General features: G+C 55.5%; 20 protein-coding genes. 1 reads left to right on the top strand and 19 read right to left on the bottom strand.

The features are described 5' to 3' along the window. Positions 1-4 precede the first annotated feature (4 nt). The 4 genes from gmk to dapF are packed head-to-tail and all read right to left on the bottom strand — an operon-like array spanning position 5 to position 2,583. Positions 5-604 (bottom strand): guanylate kinase, encoded by a 600-nt coding sequence (gene gmk, locus HMPREF9161_RS08130; protein ID WP_009729184.1) that lies wholly within the window; start codon positions 602-604, stop codon positions 5-7. Then, complete coding sequence (locus tag HMPREF9161_RS08125) at positions 601-858, bottom strand: DUF370 domain-containing protein (protein WP_009729183.1); 258 nt, start codon at positions 856-858, stop codon at positions 601-603. Before HMPREF9161_RS08125 ends, gmk begins: the two co-directional genes overlap by 4 nt. A 4-nt stretch (positions 859-862) precedes the next feature. Further along, positions 863-1,747, bottom strand: coding sequence for a YicC/YloC family endoribonuclease (locus HMPREF9161_RS08120; RefSeq protein WP_009729182.1), 885 nt, complete (start codon positions 1,745-1,747; stop codon positions 863-865). Next, positions 1,744-2,583 carry a diaminopimelate epimerase gene (gene dapF, locus HMPREF9161_RS08115; RefSeq protein WP_009729181.1) on the bottom strand — a complete coding sequence of 280 codons (840 nt, stop codon included), beginning with the start codon at positions 2,581-2,583 and terminating at the stop codon, positions 1,744-1,746. The genes HMPREF9161_RS08120 and dapF overlap by 4 nt, the downstream gene beginning before the upstream one ends. Positions 2,584-2,720: 137 nt before the next feature. Between dapF and HMPREF9161_RS08110 the strand changes: the two genes are divergently transcribed. After that, positions 2,721-4,475, top strand: a complete 1,755-nt coding sequence (locus HMPREF9161_RS08110) for an NFACT family protein (RefSeq protein ID WP_009729180.1) — start codon at positions 2,721-2,723, stop codon at positions 4,473-4,475. A gap of 64 nt (positions 4,476-4,539) precedes the next feature. Here the strand turns inward: HMPREF9161_RS08110 and HMPREF9161_RS08105 are convergent, their stop codons facing one another. From HMPREF9161_RS08105 to rplF, 15 genes are all read right to left on the bottom strand, one after another. Continuing rightward, positions 4,540-9,102, bottom strand: a complete 4,563-nt coding sequence (locus HMPREF9161_RS08105; RefSeq protein ID WP_009729179.1) for an AAA domain-containing protein — start codon at positions 9,100-9,102, stop codon at positions 4,540-4,542. Positions 9,103-9,274: 172 nt separating this feature from the next. Then, positions 9,275-9,607 (bottom strand): 50S ribosomal protein L17, encoded by a 333-nt coding sequence (gene rplQ / locus HMPREF9161_RS08095; RefSeq protein ID WP_009729178.1) that lies wholly within the window; start codon positions 9,605-9,607, stop codon positions 9,275-9,277. Positions 9,608-9,627: 20 nt separating this feature from the next. Continuing rightward, the gene (locus tag HMPREF9161_RS08090) at positions 9,628-10,587 is read right to left on the bottom strand and encodes a DNA-directed RNA polymerase subunit alpha (RefSeq protein WP_009729177.1); all 960 of its coding nucleotides are present in this window, start codon (positions 10,585-10,587) and stop codon (positions 9,628-9,630) included. 50 nt (positions 10,588-10,637) lie between these two features. Then, positions 10,638-11,231 carry a 30S ribosomal protein S4 gene (gene rpsD, locus HMPREF9161_RS08085; protein ID WP_009729176.1) on the bottom strand — a complete coding sequence of 198 codons (594 nt, stop codon included), beginning with the start codon at positions 11,229-11,231 and terminating at the stop codon, positions 10,638-10,640. 19 nt (positions 11,232-11,250) lie between these two features. Continuing rightward, the gene (rpsK, locus tag HMPREF9161_RS08080; protein ID WP_006307536.1) at positions 11,251-11,643 is read right to left on the bottom strand and encodes a 30S ribosomal protein S11; all 393 of its coding nucleotides are present in this window, start codon (positions 11,641-11,643) and stop codon (positions 11,251-11,253) included. A gap of 15 nt (positions 11,644-11,658) precedes the next feature. After that, entirely contained in the window at positions 11,659-12,027 is a 369-nt protein-coding gene (gene rpsM / locus HMPREF9161_RS08075) for a 30S ribosomal protein S13 (protein WP_009729175.1), read from the bottom strand. A 14-nt stretch (positions 12,028-12,041) separates the two neighbouring features. Next, a complete protein-coding gene (gene rpmJ, locus HMPREF9161_RS09835) occupies positions 12,042-12,155 on the bottom strand; it encodes a 50S ribosomal protein L36 (RefSeq protein ID WP_006307538.1) in 114 nt (37 codons plus the stop codon). Positions 12,156-12,234: 79 nt separating this feature from the next. Then, complete coding sequence (gene infA / locus HMPREF9161_RS08070) at positions 12,235-12,453, bottom strand: translation initiation factor IF-1 (RefSeq protein ID WP_006307539.1); 219 nt, start codon at positions 12,451-12,453, stop codon at positions 12,235-12,237. Positions 12,454-12,471: 18 nt separating this feature from the next. Then, positions 12,472-13,116, bottom strand: a complete 645-nt coding sequence (locus HMPREF9161_RS08065; RefSeq protein ID WP_009729174.1) for an adenylate kinase — start codon at positions 13,114-13,116, stop codon at positions 12,472-12,474. Between the two features lie 15 nt (positions 13,117-13,131). Continuing rightward, positions 13,132-14,388 (bottom strand): preprotein translocase subunit SecY, encoded by a 1,257-nt coding sequence (secY, locus tag HMPREF9161_RS08060; protein WP_009729173.1) that lies wholly within the window; start codon positions 14,386-14,388, stop codon positions 13,132-13,134. A gap of 1 nt (position 14,389) precedes the next feature. Next, positions 14,390-14,833: a 50S ribosomal protein L15 gene (rplO, locus tag HMPREF9161_RS08055; RefSeq protein WP_009729172.1), complete on the bottom strand. Its 444-nt coding sequence runs from the start codon at positions 14,831-14,833 to the stop codon at positions 14,390-14,392. A gap of 18 nt (positions 14,834-14,851) precedes the next feature. Further along, positions 14,852-15,037: a 50S ribosomal protein L30 gene (gene rpmD, locus HMPREF9161_RS08050; protein ID WP_009729171.1), complete on the bottom strand. Its 186-nt coding sequence runs from the start codon at positions 15,035-15,037 to the stop codon at positions 14,852-14,854. 15 nt (positions 15,038-15,052) lie between these two features. Further along, positions 15,053-15,559: a 30S ribosomal protein S5 gene (gene rpsE, locus HMPREF9161_RS08045; RefSeq protein WP_009729170.1), complete on the bottom strand. Its 507-nt coding sequence runs from the start codon at positions 15,557-15,559 to the stop codon at positions 15,053-15,055. Positions 15,560-15,571: 12 nt separating this feature from the next. Continuing rightward, positions 15,572-15,931 (bottom strand): 50S ribosomal protein L18, encoded by a 360-nt coding sequence (rplR, locus tag HMPREF9161_RS08040; RefSeq protein WP_009729169.1) that lies wholly within the window; start codon positions 15,929-15,931, stop codon positions 15,572-15,574. A gap of 21 nt (positions 15,932-15,952) precedes the next feature. Beyond that, positions 15,953-16,504 (bottom strand): 50S ribosomal protein L6, encoded by a 552-nt coding sequence (rplF, locus tag HMPREF9161_RS08035; RefSeq protein WP_009729168.1) that lies wholly within the window; start codon positions 16,502-16,504, stop codon positions 15,953-15,955. Positions 16,505-16,525 lie beyond the last annotated feature (21 nt).

Genomic DNA, 16,525 nt, shown 5'->3' with positions numbered 1-16,525 from the left:
TTTCTTAGCTCACTCGTTCAAACTGTGCCGGGTTCATATCCGCGCGGAACCGCTCCGCCGCGAGGATCGTGCGGATGCGCTCCACGGCCGCAGCCACCGTATCGTTGACAACGGCATAGCGGTACTTTTTCCCGAGCCGTATCTCGTCCTGCGCGGCATGCAAGCGGCACATAAGTTCCTCCTCGGTCTCGGTCCCGCGCCTCGTGATGCGGCGGCGCAGTTCCTCAAAGGACGGCGGCAGGAGGAAGATGAACGTGCCGTCCGGGCATCGCTCCATCACGTTCAGCGCTCCCTGCGTATCGATTTCGAGGAGGATATCCTCGCCGGCCGCGCGCCGCTCCTGGATGGGCGCAAGCGGCGTGCCGTAATAGTTGCCGTAGACGTCCGCATACTCGAGGAACGCGCCCGCCGCGATCATTTCCTCGAACGCCGCGCGCGTACGGAAGTAATACTCGCGCCCTTCCGCCTCGCCGTCCCGCGGTGCACGCGAGGTTGCGGAGACAGAAAACGCGATGTCCGGTTCGCGGGAGAGCAGTTCCTTGCAGACCGTCCCCTTCCCCGTGCCCGAAGCGCCCGAGATCACGATGAGCAGGCCTTTTTTCATTCCGCATCCTCCTTCACGCCGCCCACACGGTTCGCGATCGTCTCCGGCTGGAGCGCCGAGAGCACGACGTGTCCGCTGTCCGTGACGATGACGGCGCGCGTCCGCCGCTTGTACGTCGCGTCGACGAGCCGCCCGGCATCCCGCGCGTCCTGCACCATGCGCTTGGCGGATGCGGACGTTGGCGCAACGATAGCGACGATGCGCCCGGCGAATACGATGTCGCCGAAACCGATGTTGATCGGTTTGATCTCCATGCTCTCACTCCAAATTCTGTACCTGCTCGCGCAGTTTTTCGACTTCATTCTTCATCGCGACGACGAGCTGCTGCGCGGCGGCGTTGTTTGCCTTCGACCCGATCGTATTCACCTCGCGGTTGATCTCCTGCAGGAGAAAATCGAGCCGCCGCCCGACCGGTTCGTCCTCGGCGAGAATCGCGCGGAACTGGGCAAAATGGCTCGCGAGCCGCACCAGTTCCTCCGTCACATTGACGCGGTCGGCATAGAGCGCCGCCTCCTGCACAATGCGTGTCTCGTCCGGCATCACTTCTTTGAACTCCGCGAGCAGTTCCGTCAGATGCGCACGGTAGTCCGCCACAATCTGCGGCGCGATCTCTTTGACCTGTGCGCGCTGCGCCTCGAGGCGATCAATGCGTTTTAAAAGGTCGCCCGCGATATGTGCGCCCTCCGTCAGCCGCATGTGATCCAACGCGTCGAGTGCGCGGCGCACGGCGCCCATGAACACCTCGCGCGCCCCCGAGACGTCCGCATTCTCATTGATTTCAATCACGCCGTCCCGGGCCGCGACGATACGCACGCCGTCATTGAGCGGCGCATCCACCGCGCGTGCGACCTTTGCCAATGCGGCATAATAGGCGCGTGCAAGCCCCTCGTTGACGCGGACGTCGTACTGCTTTTCACTGCGATCCTCAAAATTCACAAAGATGTCGAGTTTCCCGCGCGCCACTTGTGTGCGGATCGTCTCGCGCAGCGCGCTCTCCCACGCCGCGAAGGAACGCGGCATATGCGGCGTAATCTCCAGGAACCGCTGGTTGACCGCCTTGATCTCGACGGTCATGCGGTACGCCTGCGTCTCCGCCGTCGCCGCCCCGTAGCCCGTCATACTCCTGCGCTGCATCTCGCTCATACTGCACCCTGCCATACGCCCGTAAAGACAGGCTCCGCAGGGCCCGTCATGAAGATATGCCCGGCCGCGCGCCACTCGACATGAATCACGCCGCCGTCCACCTCAATGTCCGCCGCACGGTCAAGCACGCCGGTCAGGACGCCGGCCGTCAGCGTCGCGCACGTCCCCGTGCCGCAGGCGAGCGTGATGCCCGCGCCGCGCTCCCATACGCGCATCCGCGCGTGTGTGCGGTCCTTTACCTCGACGAACTCCGTATTGATTTTGCGCGGAAACAGTTCGTGATGTTCAAACTGCGCTCCTAGCTCTGCGAGCGGGAAGTTCTCCGCGTCGTCCACGAAGATCACCGCGTGCGGGTTCCCCATCGAGACGCAAGTCATTTTGTACTCCCTGCCCGCAACCGTGAGCGGCTCTGCGACGACACGCGCCGCGCCGAATCCGCGCACAGGGATGTCGCCGCCCGCGAGCACAGGCATGCCCATGTCCACCTCGACCGCCGTCACCTTCCCGTCCGCTATGATAATACGCGGCGTCATCGTGCCCGCAAGCGTCTCAATCGTGAACCGTTCCTTCCGGATGCGCCCATATTCGTAAAGATAACGAGCGAAACAGCGGATGCCGTTGCCGCACATCTCCGGCTCCGAGCCATCGGGGTTGAACTCGCGCATCCGGATGTCCGCCGTTTCCGACGGGCAGACGACCATCAGCCCGTCCGCCCCGATGCCGAAATGCCGGTCGCACATGCGCACGGCAAGCGCCGCGAAGTCCACGGGTTCCCTCTCAAGGAAATCCACGACCACGAAATCGTTTCCGCAGCCCTGCCATTTGGTAAACTCCATCGTTTTCCTTGCCTTCCGTTCATTTAGCCTTGCTGTATTATACGATGATTTTCCCTTCGGCGCAAGGCGCGCTTGCGTATTCCGCCCCGCAGATGCTATAATTTTTCCAATATGATTGACGAAAGAAGGATCGCCGTATGAGTCTTGACGGATTCTCCATGTCCGCGCTCGCCACGGAGCTTGCGGATGCGCTCACAGGCGGGCGCATCGACAAGATCACCCAGCCGAATAAGCAGTCCGTTGTTTTCTCCGTTCGTCAGCCGGGCAAAAACATCCTCCTCTACATCAATACGAACGCCGGCAATCCCGCGGCGTACATCATCGAAACTGCGCCCGAGAATCCGCCCGAGCCGCCCACGTTCTGCATGGTACTGCGCAAGCAGCTCGAGACGGGGCGCATCGCCGCCGTCCGGCAGGAGGGGCGTGACCGCATCCTGCACCTCGATATCGACGTCATCGCGGGCGGCGGGCGCATCGTCACACGCACGCTCACTCTCGAACTCATCGGCAAATACAGCAACATCATCCTCACCGAGGACGGCACCATCGTCGAGGCGCTCCGCCGCATCGGCGAGAACTCGAGCCGCATCCGCACCGTACTGAAGGGACAGCCCTACGCACTCCCGCCCGCGCAGGACAAACTCGACCTGCTATCGGCGCGTATCGACGACATCATCACGCGTATCCGGACAGAATCGGAGGCAAAACTCTTCCAAGCGCTCATCGGCGCATGTCTCGGCTTTGGTCCCGTCTCCGCGAAAGAAGTCTGCTTTATGGCGGGGTTTGCGCCGAACATTGCCGTCTCCGCACTCGACGCCGCAGATTTCACGACGCTCGCCGCCGCACTCGCGGAACTCCGCGGGCTCATGGAGCGCCCCGCCCCCTCCCTGCGTCTTGACGAGAACGGCAAGGTATCGGCGATGGCGGCGTTCCCGCTCGGCGAGATGCCCGGCACGCACCGTCTCTCCTATCCGACCGTCAGCGCCCTCATGATCGACGCCGACCGCAGACTCGGCAGCTATGTCATCCCCGACCGCGAACGCTTCCGCCGCCTCGTGCGCACGGAGCTTGCCCGCGCGCGCGAAAAATACGGCAAGCTGGATGAGGAAATCGCCGCCGCCGAGAACGCCGAGATACAGAAAATCTATGCCGACAACCTTATGACCTATCAATATAACTTTACAGACCGTGCGGACGCAGAAATCACCGTCAAGAATATCTACAGCGAGCGCGGGGAATCTCTCACCATCCCGCTCGACCGCCGCCAGAGTATCATTCAAAATATGCAGGCGTATTACAAGAAATACGACAAACTCAAACGCGCCCGCGCCCTCCTCGCCGTCCAGCAGGAACGCTGCGCCGCGAGCATCCGCCATCTCGAGAGCATCGAGGCGTCGCTCGACTCCTCCACGCGGCTCGCCGAGATCGCGGAGATCGAGGACGAACTCATCACGGCGGGCTACCTCCGTCAGAAACTGCCGAAACGCAGCAAGGATCGACGCGCCCGTCCGTTCGCCTTCACCGCGCCCGACGGGATGACCATCCTCGTCGGCAAGAACAACACGCAGAACGACGCGCTGACCTTTAAGACAGCAGCGCCAAACGACATTTGGCTGCATGTGCGGAACATTCCCGGCTCGCACGTCGTCCTGCGCACGGGCGGCGCCCCCGTCCCCGACGAGACGCTCCACCTCGCCGCGCAGCTCGCCGCGCATTTCAGCAAGGCGCGCGGCTCCTCGAACGTCCCCGTCGACTACACGAGCATCCACTTCGTCAAGAAACCCGCGGGCGCCGTCCCCGGCTTCGTCCGCTTCGTCAACGAAAAAACGCTCTTCGTCACCGAGGACGAAGAGCGTCTGAAGGATATTCTCGCGCAGGATTCGGCATCATAATATTTCATAGTCGATGCTCTGTGCTGGTTTTACACGCTCCTGGATATATTACTCTGTTTCAAAATTACTCGCATAATCCCCATTCTACGAGTAATTCCTGGGCGCGAATCTTCACGCGCTCGAATAGCTCATCACGCTGTTTATCCCCAATCGCCGACGACGTTTTTTCTGGGAAAATCCCATAATGAGCCAACTCTTTATGAACCCGCTCAAGTGTCGCTTTCGGAGCACGAAAGAATTCACTACCTCGAATTCGAATAAATCTCCAACCTAAGCGCTCAAGCTGTGACTGGCGCTTCAAATCACTTGCAAGCTGCTCATCCGTACTATGGAACCTATCTCCATCACATTCGACAGCAATTTTCTTTCCTTGATATTCTACTGCAATGTCGAGACGATACCCGCCGATGCGTACTTGTTGTTCCAAATGGTAGCCATATCCCAACAAGCCTTGCACAACACGCTTTTCGAATTCTGATTCGGCGCGCTGAGCTGCCGTCATCAGCTCATCCAAATTATCCGCTGCATTCTCCACATAGTCTAAAAGACCACGACGAATATCGCCTTCCTGATTCGTCTCAGCCTCTTTAAGATCTGCAAGCCCCATAGAATGTATGACCCAGAGTTGATCTCTAGCACGGCTGACGGCTACATTATAGCGCTTTTTCATGAGATTATCGGCGCCGAATCCTTGTAAGCGCATTTTCTTCCCCGGTGTCTCATTACTGTCAACAAGACTGAGAAAAATAACGTCGCGTTCATCTCCTTGGAACTCCGCAGGGCTCCCTACTAAAAAATTACAGGCTTCCCGTTGCTCAAACGGCAAATATTCCGCAACCGCTTGATTGACAGCGTACGCTTGCGCCGTTCCGAGCATGCTGATGACCCCGATCGTTTTTCCTTCGTACTCTTTTTGCTGACAACACGCTGCAATAAGTGCAACAATGGTTTCAGCCTCTTTCTTATTCACATCGTTATTATCACGGTGTCCGTCAACACGATAAGAAATCACAGGCTTTAACCCGCTGCTTCCAGACTCTCGCAACGGTTGAATTTGATTATGGTAAGAAAGTCTATTGCTGTATCCGATAATCTCCGGAACACACCGAAAATGCTCGCACAGCATGCGTCGCTCAAAGTTCGAATTCGCTATATCATAAAGAGATGTTTTCAAATCCAGCAGACGTGCATTTTCTATTTTCCCAACAATTGTCTGTTCCTGGAGTTTTTTCAGTTCATCATCTGGGATACGCGAAAAGGACGGGCTTACCTGCTCGTCATCTCCGACAATAATGACACGATTGCCATAATAAAATAGCGGTAATGCCGTAATATCTGCCTGACTCGACTCATCAACGATAACGATATCAAAACGCTCGCTTTCCGGTGACAAATTGTTCCACACTTGCTCGATAGACATAATCCATGCCGGTACGGCCGGTTGTACTTTTTGCATATGTTTCTTCGCTTCACTGCGGTACATCCCCGCCTTTTTTCCCGTACCTTTGCCGAGCTTTCTCACCGATTGTTTCCAGAATTGCAGGGCACGGTCAATATCCGTCCCCTCAATACGCCGCAGGAGATGCCCCCATGTAAGAAGCTCCGCAAGGTCTCCTGTTATCATATGAAGCTCTTCCGTAAGTTCCCAGATGCGCCCCTCGACATATATACTATCCTCTGTACGCATATTTTCAAGTTGAAGAGCAAACTGCTTATACTTCCACGCATCTTGTGCCATATGCGCATGCTCCATTGTGAACATATAGGTGCCCTGACTTAAACTATTTGCCCAAAGCTCTGCAACTGGATAAATCTTTTGAATCAGCTCGTTGCGCTGCTTACAGGAAGGTATTAGCGCTTCATATTGCACCAGTTTCTCGTAATGAGCCCTATATTCCTCTACATCACCACTTTGAACAGCATTTAATAAAGCTCTTCCAATCCCTCCCGTATATTGCCCCAAGATATTTATTAGGCTCCTGATACGATCTTGAATCTCCGCTTCTTCAACATAATACAACCTAAATAATTCAAGATACTTTGGCCACTCACTGTGCATCCATGTGATATCACGATCAAGTGCCGCTTTTGGTGTCAGCGCCGCATCATCCTGCGGGAATAATACCTCCGTATCAATCCCCGCTGTCGCCGCCATATTTTTTAGCGTACAAAAGACCTCTTCATACCAGTGAAGCGCCTGATCTATCTTCGTCCACTCTGCCGCACATAAATCATCGGTATCGTCGTCAGACTCCTCCATTGATTCATAGGACTTTGCACCAAGCGGCACCATAAGTGCATTCCACGATTTACGCACCTGTTCATGACACGCTGTGAGTTCTAAATACAGTAATGCTGATCGATAGGCTTCTCGTCCGTTTAACGAGTCCCCGTCAATTTTGATGCCCTCCATAGCCCACTTCCAGTCTCGATGCATGAGAAGCTTTACCTTACTTGGTGTAGCGTTTTCTCCATATTCATTGAAAAGCTCTCCCAGTGCCTTTTTAATTCTATCATCATACAAAATAGAGGATTCCACCACGATAGTTTTTCCAAATAGGACGGCACGACTCTCCTCTTGTTTTTGCCGACTTTCACGAATCGTTTCCCCCAAACGATTCCATACCTCGAGTCTCCCCCCTCCCTGGCGGCCTGCCAAAATAGCATCCTGCACCCATAATTCAGTTTCGGGCGTCAACTTTTGCTGTGTGCACCATGCACAAAGCGCATCGAATTCTTCTGCATGAAATTCTCGCATAACAGGTTTTCCATGAAAAAGAACGCCCCCGTCCGAACTACATGTTACTCCACCGACCTCCGATAGAACGCTTTCCCAGGCATATCGAATCCGCTCACTATCCGACAACCACTGGGCAAATGCCATGGCATGCGGAACATCACTGGAGCAAGGCATATCGTTCCCTAGTTCCCGCAAAACGTCTGCATCTATCCGTTGACTCAAAATGGCAAGGTTTTCCGTCTCATCCGCAGTCAGGGGAAACGGCGCTCCTTCCCTAACGTCGCCCGGAATAAAGTCATACGTCTCATGTGCGGCAATAAACTTTGCCATATCGCTCAACGAATATCCTTTGCCATCAAAAACAAAAGCATCATGCCGTAGTTCCAGCTTACGAATACGCAGCAGCTTCTCACGATTTGACTGCAGTTCTGAAAGAATCGTACGCCTCCGTTTTTCAAGGTTATGAGCTTTACTGAACAAATCGTTCACTTTCTTTGTACTCATTACTTGACAGATACCGTCAACGGATTGCTCCATGTCGGCATGACCGTCTTCCAATGTGGAAACGCAAAGGCATTGAATATTTTTCGGCAGTTTATCCTTCAAAACGCGTAATGCCTTTGGTGTGAAACTCGTCACTAATACACGCTTTCCTTGCGCCAAAAAATGCCCCATCAAATTTGCGATTGTATGCGTTTTTCCTGTTCCCGGTGGCCCCTGTACGACAACTGCAGGCTCTCTTTCAATCAGTCTAGCAACGGCAATCTGCTCTTCGTTTGCAGGCTTCGTCAGATAGAGATCCTCTGCTTCCCCATAAATATTATGTACGGAATCGTCTGTATAATTGTTTACCGATTCGTCTTTATTTATTTCCCCTTCACGTTCCTCGACAATCTTCTCCAACCCCGGCGCAAGTTCCGCACCGTCTTTTATTTTCTGAATGACACCGTTTAGAAGCTGTATCATACCGCTCTTCGGTTGTCGCCGAAATATACGAATATCTTCCTCAAGATAGTATTTTGCAAGTTTTGGAGATTTCTCCTTTTTGTCGATAAAATGACATTCTGGTGTCAACTCCGACGCTATATGTCTTAATACCGTTTCTATATCCGCATCCATGGGATGCGGATCATTCTCTTGAATATACTCACGAACATGTTGTTGATTTAGTCCAGGTATATCGTCAAGATACTTTAAGCACTCATCATAGAACTCCGTCTGCTCATCTGTATCGACAATTTGAATGGATCGTTTCTGTTTGTGATATTGTAAGCGAACTTTTCTAAGCAAAAGGGGATGATCTATGATTTCTCCTTTTGCCGGCATCTCTCGACACCGAAAGTCCCCATTGCCGACAACAAGCTCCATTCCATCAAGGTTGTCACGCATTTCCTGGTATATACTATATAAATCGTCAAAGGTACGTTTCGTATTTCTTCTTTTTTGTTCCTGTACTCTCCATTGGTTGCGCAGTTCATTCCATGTATGGAAAGCTTTTACACGTTTTTGATCTGCAATAAAATCTTCCGTGATGAACTCGGACATAGATGTTGTCGAAGTAATCTGCTTTCGTATCCCGACACGCTCAGTTGAAAGCCGCTCCCAATCCGCGGCAAGCCAATCTACAATAGATGCAGGCGGCCTAGGGCAGGTATGGAGTTCAGGCTGCTCCACCTCAAAGAGAACAAACGATTCCCGTTCTTCCGAGCTAGAATCATTTTCCCTAAAATATATATGTATATGCTCCGGATCTCTTTGTGCCAGTTCTCTCGGGTCATATATTTTATCATATTTCATAATATCTGTAATGACACGGCGACTCTGTTCTTTTATTTTCTTAACATATTCGAACAACGCTAAGGTATTTTCTTTTGTTTTCTCATTCATTTTATTTTATTGCTATCCTTTCTCATTTCTTCGCTCATCTATTATATAGATTTTATTAACTATTCTATTTCAATACTTATGTTATTCTTTCCTGCAAGAAGAAATATATTATTTATTACATGGGAAAAGCCGCCGCACCGATATGGTGCGGCGGCTCTTTTTCTTATTCTGTTCAGACCAGCTCAATAATCGCCATCGGGGCGGCATCGCCGCGGCGAGGGCCGAGCTTCAAGATGCGGGTGTAACCGCTCTTGCGTTCAGCGTACTTCTCTGCGATTTCGCCGAAGAGTTTACGCACAACATCTTCTTCTGCCAACGCCGCAATAGCGCGACGACGCGCGCTGAGATCGCCGCGCTTGGCGAGCGTGATGAGGCCGTCCGCGAGAGAGCGCAGCTCCTTCGCCTTTGCCTCGGTGGTCTCAATGCGTCCGTACTTGAAGAAGGATGTGAGGATGCTCCTCAGGAGTGCCTTGCGGGCCGCAGAATTGCGTCCGAGCTTTCTCATGTGTGTTCCCACTCCTATCGTTATTCGTTGTCCTGTCTCAAGGAGAGTCCAAGCTCCTCAAGTTTTTTCTTCACTTCGTCCAGGGATTTGCGCCCAAGATTGCGCACCTTCATCATATCCTCTTCGGTCTTCTGCGTGAGATCGGCGACGGTATTGATGCCCGCGCGCTTGAGGCAGTTGAAGGAACGGACGGAGAGATCGAGGTCGTCGATGGTCATCTCCAGCACCTTGGCGCTGTCGTCCACTTCCTCCGGCAGGAAGTTCGTAACTTCCTCCTCTTCCTCAACGGCGCTGCCGTCCATATTTTGGAACAGGCGCAAATGCATGACGAGGATGGCGGCCGCCTTGCTCACGGCCTCCTCCGGACGAATGGAACCGTTCGTCCAAACGTCGAGGATGAGACGGTCGTAGTCGGTGACGTTGCCGACGCGCGTATCCTCCACAGTGTAATTCACGCGATGCACGGGAGAGAAAATGGAATCGATGGGAATGACGCCGATGGCGTCGTCCGGCCGTTTGTTCTTGTCGGCGGGGACATATCCTCTGCCGCGTTCGACGGTCATCTCGATCTTGAGTTTTCCCGTTGCGTTGAGCGTTGCAATGTGCAGCTCGGGGTTGAGGATCTCTATATCGCTGCCGCACTCGATGTCGGCCGCGGTGACCTCGCGCTCCCCCTCCGCCTCGATGCGGATCGTATGCGGTTCGCTGCCCTGCATCTTGAGGCAGAGCTGCTTGATGTTGAGCACGATGCTCGTCACATCGTCGCGTACGCCCGGAATGGTGGAAAATTCGTGGAGCACGCCGTCAATCTGAATAGAGGTCACGGCCGCTCCTTCCAAAGAGGAAAGAAGCATACGGCGCAGGCTGTTGCCGAACGTCGTGCCGTATCCCGGTTCGAGCGGCTCGCAGACGAAACGCCCGTAGCGTCCGTCCTCGCTGATCTCCGTGATTTCGATCTTCGGTTTCTCGATATCTGTCATCTATGTGCCTCCTCCATAATAAACGCGTAATGCAGACACATTCACATTCATTATTTGGAGTAGAGCTCGACGATGGCCTGCTCGTTGACGGGAACGTCGATTTCCTCACGGCGGGGGAAACGCGTCACCGTACCCGTGAGGTTCGCCTGATCGGCGGTCAGCCATGCGGGAGCGGAAAGGGCGTTGCTGCTCTCCTTGAGTTCCTTAAAGAACGCACCTGTGCGGCTCTTCTCCGCGACCTCGACGACATCGCCCTCATGGACGAGCGCGGAGGGGATGTCAACGCGCTTGCCGTTCACGGTGAAATGTCCGTGACGGACAAGCTGACGTGCCTGACGGCGCGTGTTGGCAAGACCGAGGCGGAACACGACGTTGTCGAGACGGCGCTCGAGGAGGTTCAGCAGGTTCTCACCTGTGACGCCCGACATCTTCTTTGCCTTTTCGTAGTAGCCGCGGAACTGACGCTCAAGGACGCCGTAGATGAACTTTGCCTTCTGCTTTTCCTTGAGCTGGAGGCCGTACTCGGAGACCTTGCGGTTCGTGCGGCGCAGCTGACGCGTCGACTGACGGGAGCGGCCGAGTGTGGCCGGCTCGAGGCCGAGGGCGCGGCAGCGTTTTAATACCGGTACTCTATCTATTGCCATGCTTTACATACACCTCCTATTAGACGCGGCGACGCTTCGGCGGACGGCATCCGTTGTGCGGGATGGGCGTCACGTCTTTGATCATATTGACTTCGAGTCCCGTGGCCTGCAGCGAGCGGATCGCCGCCTCGCGGCCGGCGCCGGGGCCCTTGACGTAAACCTCGACGGACTTGAGTCCGTGCTCCATCGCAGCTTTTGCCGCCGTCTCCGCAGCCATCTGCGCCGCGAACGGGGTGCTCTTGCGGGAGCCGCGGAACCCGAGTCCGCCCGCGCTCGCCCAAGAGAGTGCATTGCCGCTCTTATCCGTGAGCGTGACGATCGTATTATTGAACGTCGAGCTGATGTGCGCAACGCCCGACTCTATGTTCTTGCGAACTTTTTTCTTGGAACGTGTTGTTTTCTTAACAGCCACCTCTACGAGCCTCCTTTACTTTTTCTTGCCTGCAACGGCCTTTTTCGGGCCCTTGCGCGTACGCGCATTGTTCTTCGTGTTCTGTCCGCGGACAGGCAGGCCGAGACGGTGGCGGCGGCCACGGTAGCAGCCGATATCAACGAGACGCTTGATGTTCATCTGAACCTCGCGGCGAAGATCTCCTTCGACCACGGCGTTCTTGTCGATGGCATCACGAAGTCTGACGACTTCATCCTCCGTGAGGTCCCGCGTACGAGTATCGGGGTTCACGTTCGCAATCGCAAGCAGCTTCTGCGAAGTCGTGAGGCCGATGCCGTAGATGTACGTCAGGGCGATTTCAATTCTCTTGTCACGGGGCAAATCTACACCGGCAATACGTGCCATAAGTGCACCTCCTTTTATCCTTGTCTTTGTTTATGCTTGGGGTTCTCGCAAATGACCATGACGCGGCCCTTGCGCTTGATAATCTTGCATTTTTCACAGATTTTCTTGACAGACGGTCTTACTTTCACGGTGCTTCCTCCTTCCGTCCTGCCTGCGTTCAAGTCGATCTTTCCTATTTTAGCACAAAATATTTTCTGTGACTAGTTTTTATTTGAAGCGATAGGTAATGCGTCCTCGGGTAAGATCGTACGGTGTGAGCTCGATTGTCACCTTATCGCCCGGCAGAATACGGATGAAGTTCATGCGTATCTTTCCGGAAACATGAGCGAGGACGACGTGCCCGTTCTCAAGCTCGACCTGGAACATCGCATTGGGAAGTTTCTCGACAACTCTTCCCTCTACCTCGATGACATCCTGTTTTGACATACTTCCCTTTCGCTCCTTTTACGCCTCAAGGGCGGCGGAAAGATCCGCCTCGACCTTTGCGATGTCCTGCCTGCCGTCGATCTCCTTGTAGACGCCGGCCTTCCGATAATACTCGATCAGGGGACGCGTAGAGGATTCGTAGACGGAAAGACGGCTCTTCATGGTTTCTTCACTGTCGTCGGCACGTTGATATGTCTCGCCACCGCAGTCGTCGCAGACGCCTTCGATCTTCGTCGGGTGAAATTTCACATGGAAGGAGTGTCCGCAGGATTTGCAGATGCGCCGCCCGACGGCGCGCTCAATAAGGTCCGCCTGCGGCACGTTGATATTCAGTACGCCCGTCAGCTTCATTCCGTTATCGGAAAGAATCTGAGCGAGCGCATCCGCCTGCTCTACGGTACGCGGGAACCCGTCGAGGATAAAGCCCTTCTTGCAGTCGGGCTTGCTGAGACGCTCCCGCACGATACCGATGGTGACGCTGTCGGGCACGAGTTTGCCCGCATCCATATAGGACTTAGCCTCTTTGCCGAGCGGCGTGCCCTCTTTCACGGCCTCACGAAACATATCGCCTGTGGAGATGTGGAGAATACCGTATCGTTTTACAAGGTTCACCGCCTGCGTGCCTTTGCCGGCACCCGGGGGCCCCATTAAAATGATGTGCATATGACTCTCCTTCACTTATTTCATGAAGCCTTCGTAGTTGCGCATGACGATCATGGATTCGATCTGCTTCATCGTCTGCAGCGCGACGCCGACGACAATGAGGAGCGCGGTACCGCCGAAGTATACGCCCTGGATATTCGTCGCACCCGCCACCATATTCGGCAGGACGGCGATAAATGCGAGGAAGAATGCCCCCGCGAGCGTGATGCGCGTCAGTACGTAGTCAAGATAGTCGGCGGTCGCCTGTCCGGGACGAAGGCCCGGTACGAAGCCGCCGTATTTCTTGAGGTTATCAGCCATATCCTGGATCTTCACCGTCACGGATGTGTAAAAGTAGGTGAAGAAGATGATCATGAGCACATAAAGCGTCGTCTGGAGGGGTCTGCCCCACTCCAGATAACTCGCCACGGTCTTGACCCACGGGATGTCGATGAACTGCGCCACCGTGATCGGGAACATGAGCACCGACGAGGCGAAGATGATCGGGATGACGCCCGCCTGATTGACCTTGAACGGTATATGGCTCGAATGCCCCGTCGCCATACGGCCGCCGACAACGCGCTTCGCATAGGTGATCGGAACGCGGCGGAAGCCCGTTTCGATGTGAATGACAAAGACGATCATTGCAAGCGCGATCACGGCGAAGGCGAATACGCTGAAGTAGCTGATGGTCCCCGCCTTCAGATAGGCATAAATTGTTCCGATGTTCTTCGGCAGCGCCGCAACGATGCCGGCAAAGATGATCAGCGAGATGCCGTTGCCGACGCCGTGTGCCGTAATCTGCTCGCCGAGCCACATGAGGAAGACGGTGCCTGCAGTGAGCGTGATGGCGATGATGAGGATGTTCACGGGATTCGGGTTGAGAATGGCGCTCTTGAGGCCGATCGACATGCCGATCGCCTGAAAGAATGCGAGCGCCACCGTCAGATACCGTGTGACCTTCGTCGTCTTTTTCTGCCCCTCCGCGCCTTCCTTCGACCACTGTTCGAGCGTCGGTACGACGACGTTGAGCAGCTGGATGATGATGGCCGCGTTGATATAGGGCGTGATGCTCATCGCAAAGACGGAGAATTTACTGAACGCGCCGCCTGAAAAGAGGTCGAGCAGTCCGAACAGGGTCCCCTGCGCGAAGAGCTGTTCGATCGCACCGGGGTCGACGCCGGGTACGGGGATATGCGTCCCCATGCGGAACACTGAGAACATGATGAGGGTAAAGATGATCTTCTGCCGCAGTTCGGGGATCCGGAAGATGTTTCCAAGGGCTTCGAGCACCTCAGATCACCTCGATTTTGCCGCCCGCCGCCGCGATCTTCTCCGCCGCCGCATGGGTAAAGCCGTTCGCGCGGACGGTGAGGTTCTTTGCCGTGAGCGCGCCGTCGCCGAGGATGCGAATGCCGTCGCGGACGTTCTTGAGGATCCCCGCCTCGATGAGGGCGACGGGATCGACGGTTGTGCCGTCCTCAAAGCAGTTGAGGCTGCCGACATTCACCTCGGCAAAGGTCTTTGCCCAGATGTTCTTAAAGCCGCGTTTTGGGAGACGACGGTAAAGAGGCATCTGACCGCCTTCAAAGCCCGTGCGGACGCCGCCGCCGGAACGGGACTTCTGCCCCTTCATGCCGCGGCCGGAGGTCTTGCCGAGCCCGGAACCGATGCCGCGTCCAACGCGCTTGCGCGTCTTGCGCGAGCCCTCGGCGGGCTGTAGTTCATGCAGTTTCATAGATATTTAGCCTCCCCTTCAGTCTGCAATCTCTTCCACCGTGACGAGGTGGGAGACCTTGTGAAGCTGTCCGCGCACGGCCGGCGTGTCGGGAAGCTCTTTTACGGAATTGCGCTTGCGCAGCCCGAGGGATTTCACGGTCTTTCGCTGGGTCTCAGGACGACCGATCAGGCTTCGGGTCAAGGTAACTCTGACTTTTGCCATGTTCGTTTCTCCTTATCAGCCAAAGATCTCAGCCACGGATTTGCCGCGGAGTTCCGCGACCTCCGCGGGGCTCTTGAGCCCGAGGAGGCCTTCCATCGTCGCGCGGACCATGTTGTTGGGGTTGGACGAGCCGAGCGACTTCGTGAGGATGTCGCGCACGCCCGCAAGCTCGAGCACCGCACGCGCAGGGCCGCCGGCGATGACGCCGGTACCTTTGGCGGCGGGCTTTAAGAGCACGCGGCCGGCACCGAAGATACCCGTGATCTCATGCGTGATCGTACGCTCTTCACGAAGCGGGATCTCGATGAGGCTCTTCTTGGCGTCCTCCACGCCCTTGCGAATCGCCTCGGGCACCTCGGCAGCCTTGCCGAGCCCGACGCCGACCTTGCCCTTCTTGTTGCCGACGACAACAAGCGCGCTGAAGGAGGAGCGTCGGCCGCCCTTGACAACCTTCGATACGCGGTTGATGAATACGACACGCTCCTCAAACTCCGGCGTCTCGTTTTCGTTATGTCTAGCCATGCTTTCCCTCCTTTAGAATTTGAGTCCGGCTTCGCGCGCCGCCTCGGCGAGAGCGGCGACGCGGCCATGGTAAATGTAGCCACCGCGGTCAAATACGACCTCGGTGATCCCCTTTTCAAGGGCACGCTTTGCAACGGCCGCGCCGATGAGCTTTGCCGCCGCGACGTTGCCGCCGTACTGCGAGAAGTCCTTGTCCTTGGAACTCGCGGAGACGAGCGTCACGCCCTTTTCATCGTCGATGATCTGTGCGTAAATGTTCTTTAAGCTGCGGAACACGTTGAGACGCGGGCGCGCAGCTGTGCCCGCAATGTGGTTGCGCACACGCAGATGGCGCTTCTGACGCGCCTTATTCTTATCCTGTCTGATAAGCACAGAGTGTCACTCCTCTCCTTCTTATTTCTTGCCCTTGGCGCCGGCCTTGCCCTCTTTGCGGCGGACATGCTCTCCGGCGTACTTGATGCCCTTGCCCTTGTACGGCTCCGGCTCGCGGTGGGCGCGAATCTCCGCGGCGGTCTGACCGACGGTCTCCTTGTTGATGCCGGAGATCGTGATCACGGTTGCCGAGGGGCACTCGAACGTGATGCCCTCGGGCGGTTCGACGATCACGGGATGCGAGAAGCCGAGCGAGAGATTGAGGTTCTTGCCCTGCTTTGCCGCGCGGTAGCCGACGCCGCTGATTTCAAGGGTCTTCGTAAAGCCTTCCGAGACGCCGACCACCATGTTGTGGATGAGCGCACGGGAAAGGCCGTGCAGAGACCTGTGCTGTTTATCGTCGGAGGGACGCGCGACCGTAACGACCGCACCCTCGACGGTGATTTTCATATCCGGATGGATGACGCGTGAAAGCTCGCCCTTGGGGCCCTTGACCTTCACGAGATTATCCGCACCGACCGTGACGGTAACGCCGGACGGGATGTCAATCGGTGCTCTTCCAATTCTTGACATTCTTACACCTCCTGCCTGTGC

Source organism: Selenomonas sp. F0473 (genome assembly GCF_000315545.1).
In the GTDB taxonomy this organism is placed as follows: Bacteria; Bacillota; Negativicutes; order Selenomonadales; family Selenomonadaceae; genus Centipeda.
Note: the sequence above shows the minus strand (reverse complement) of the source record. Positions and strands in the feature narration are given on the sequence as shown.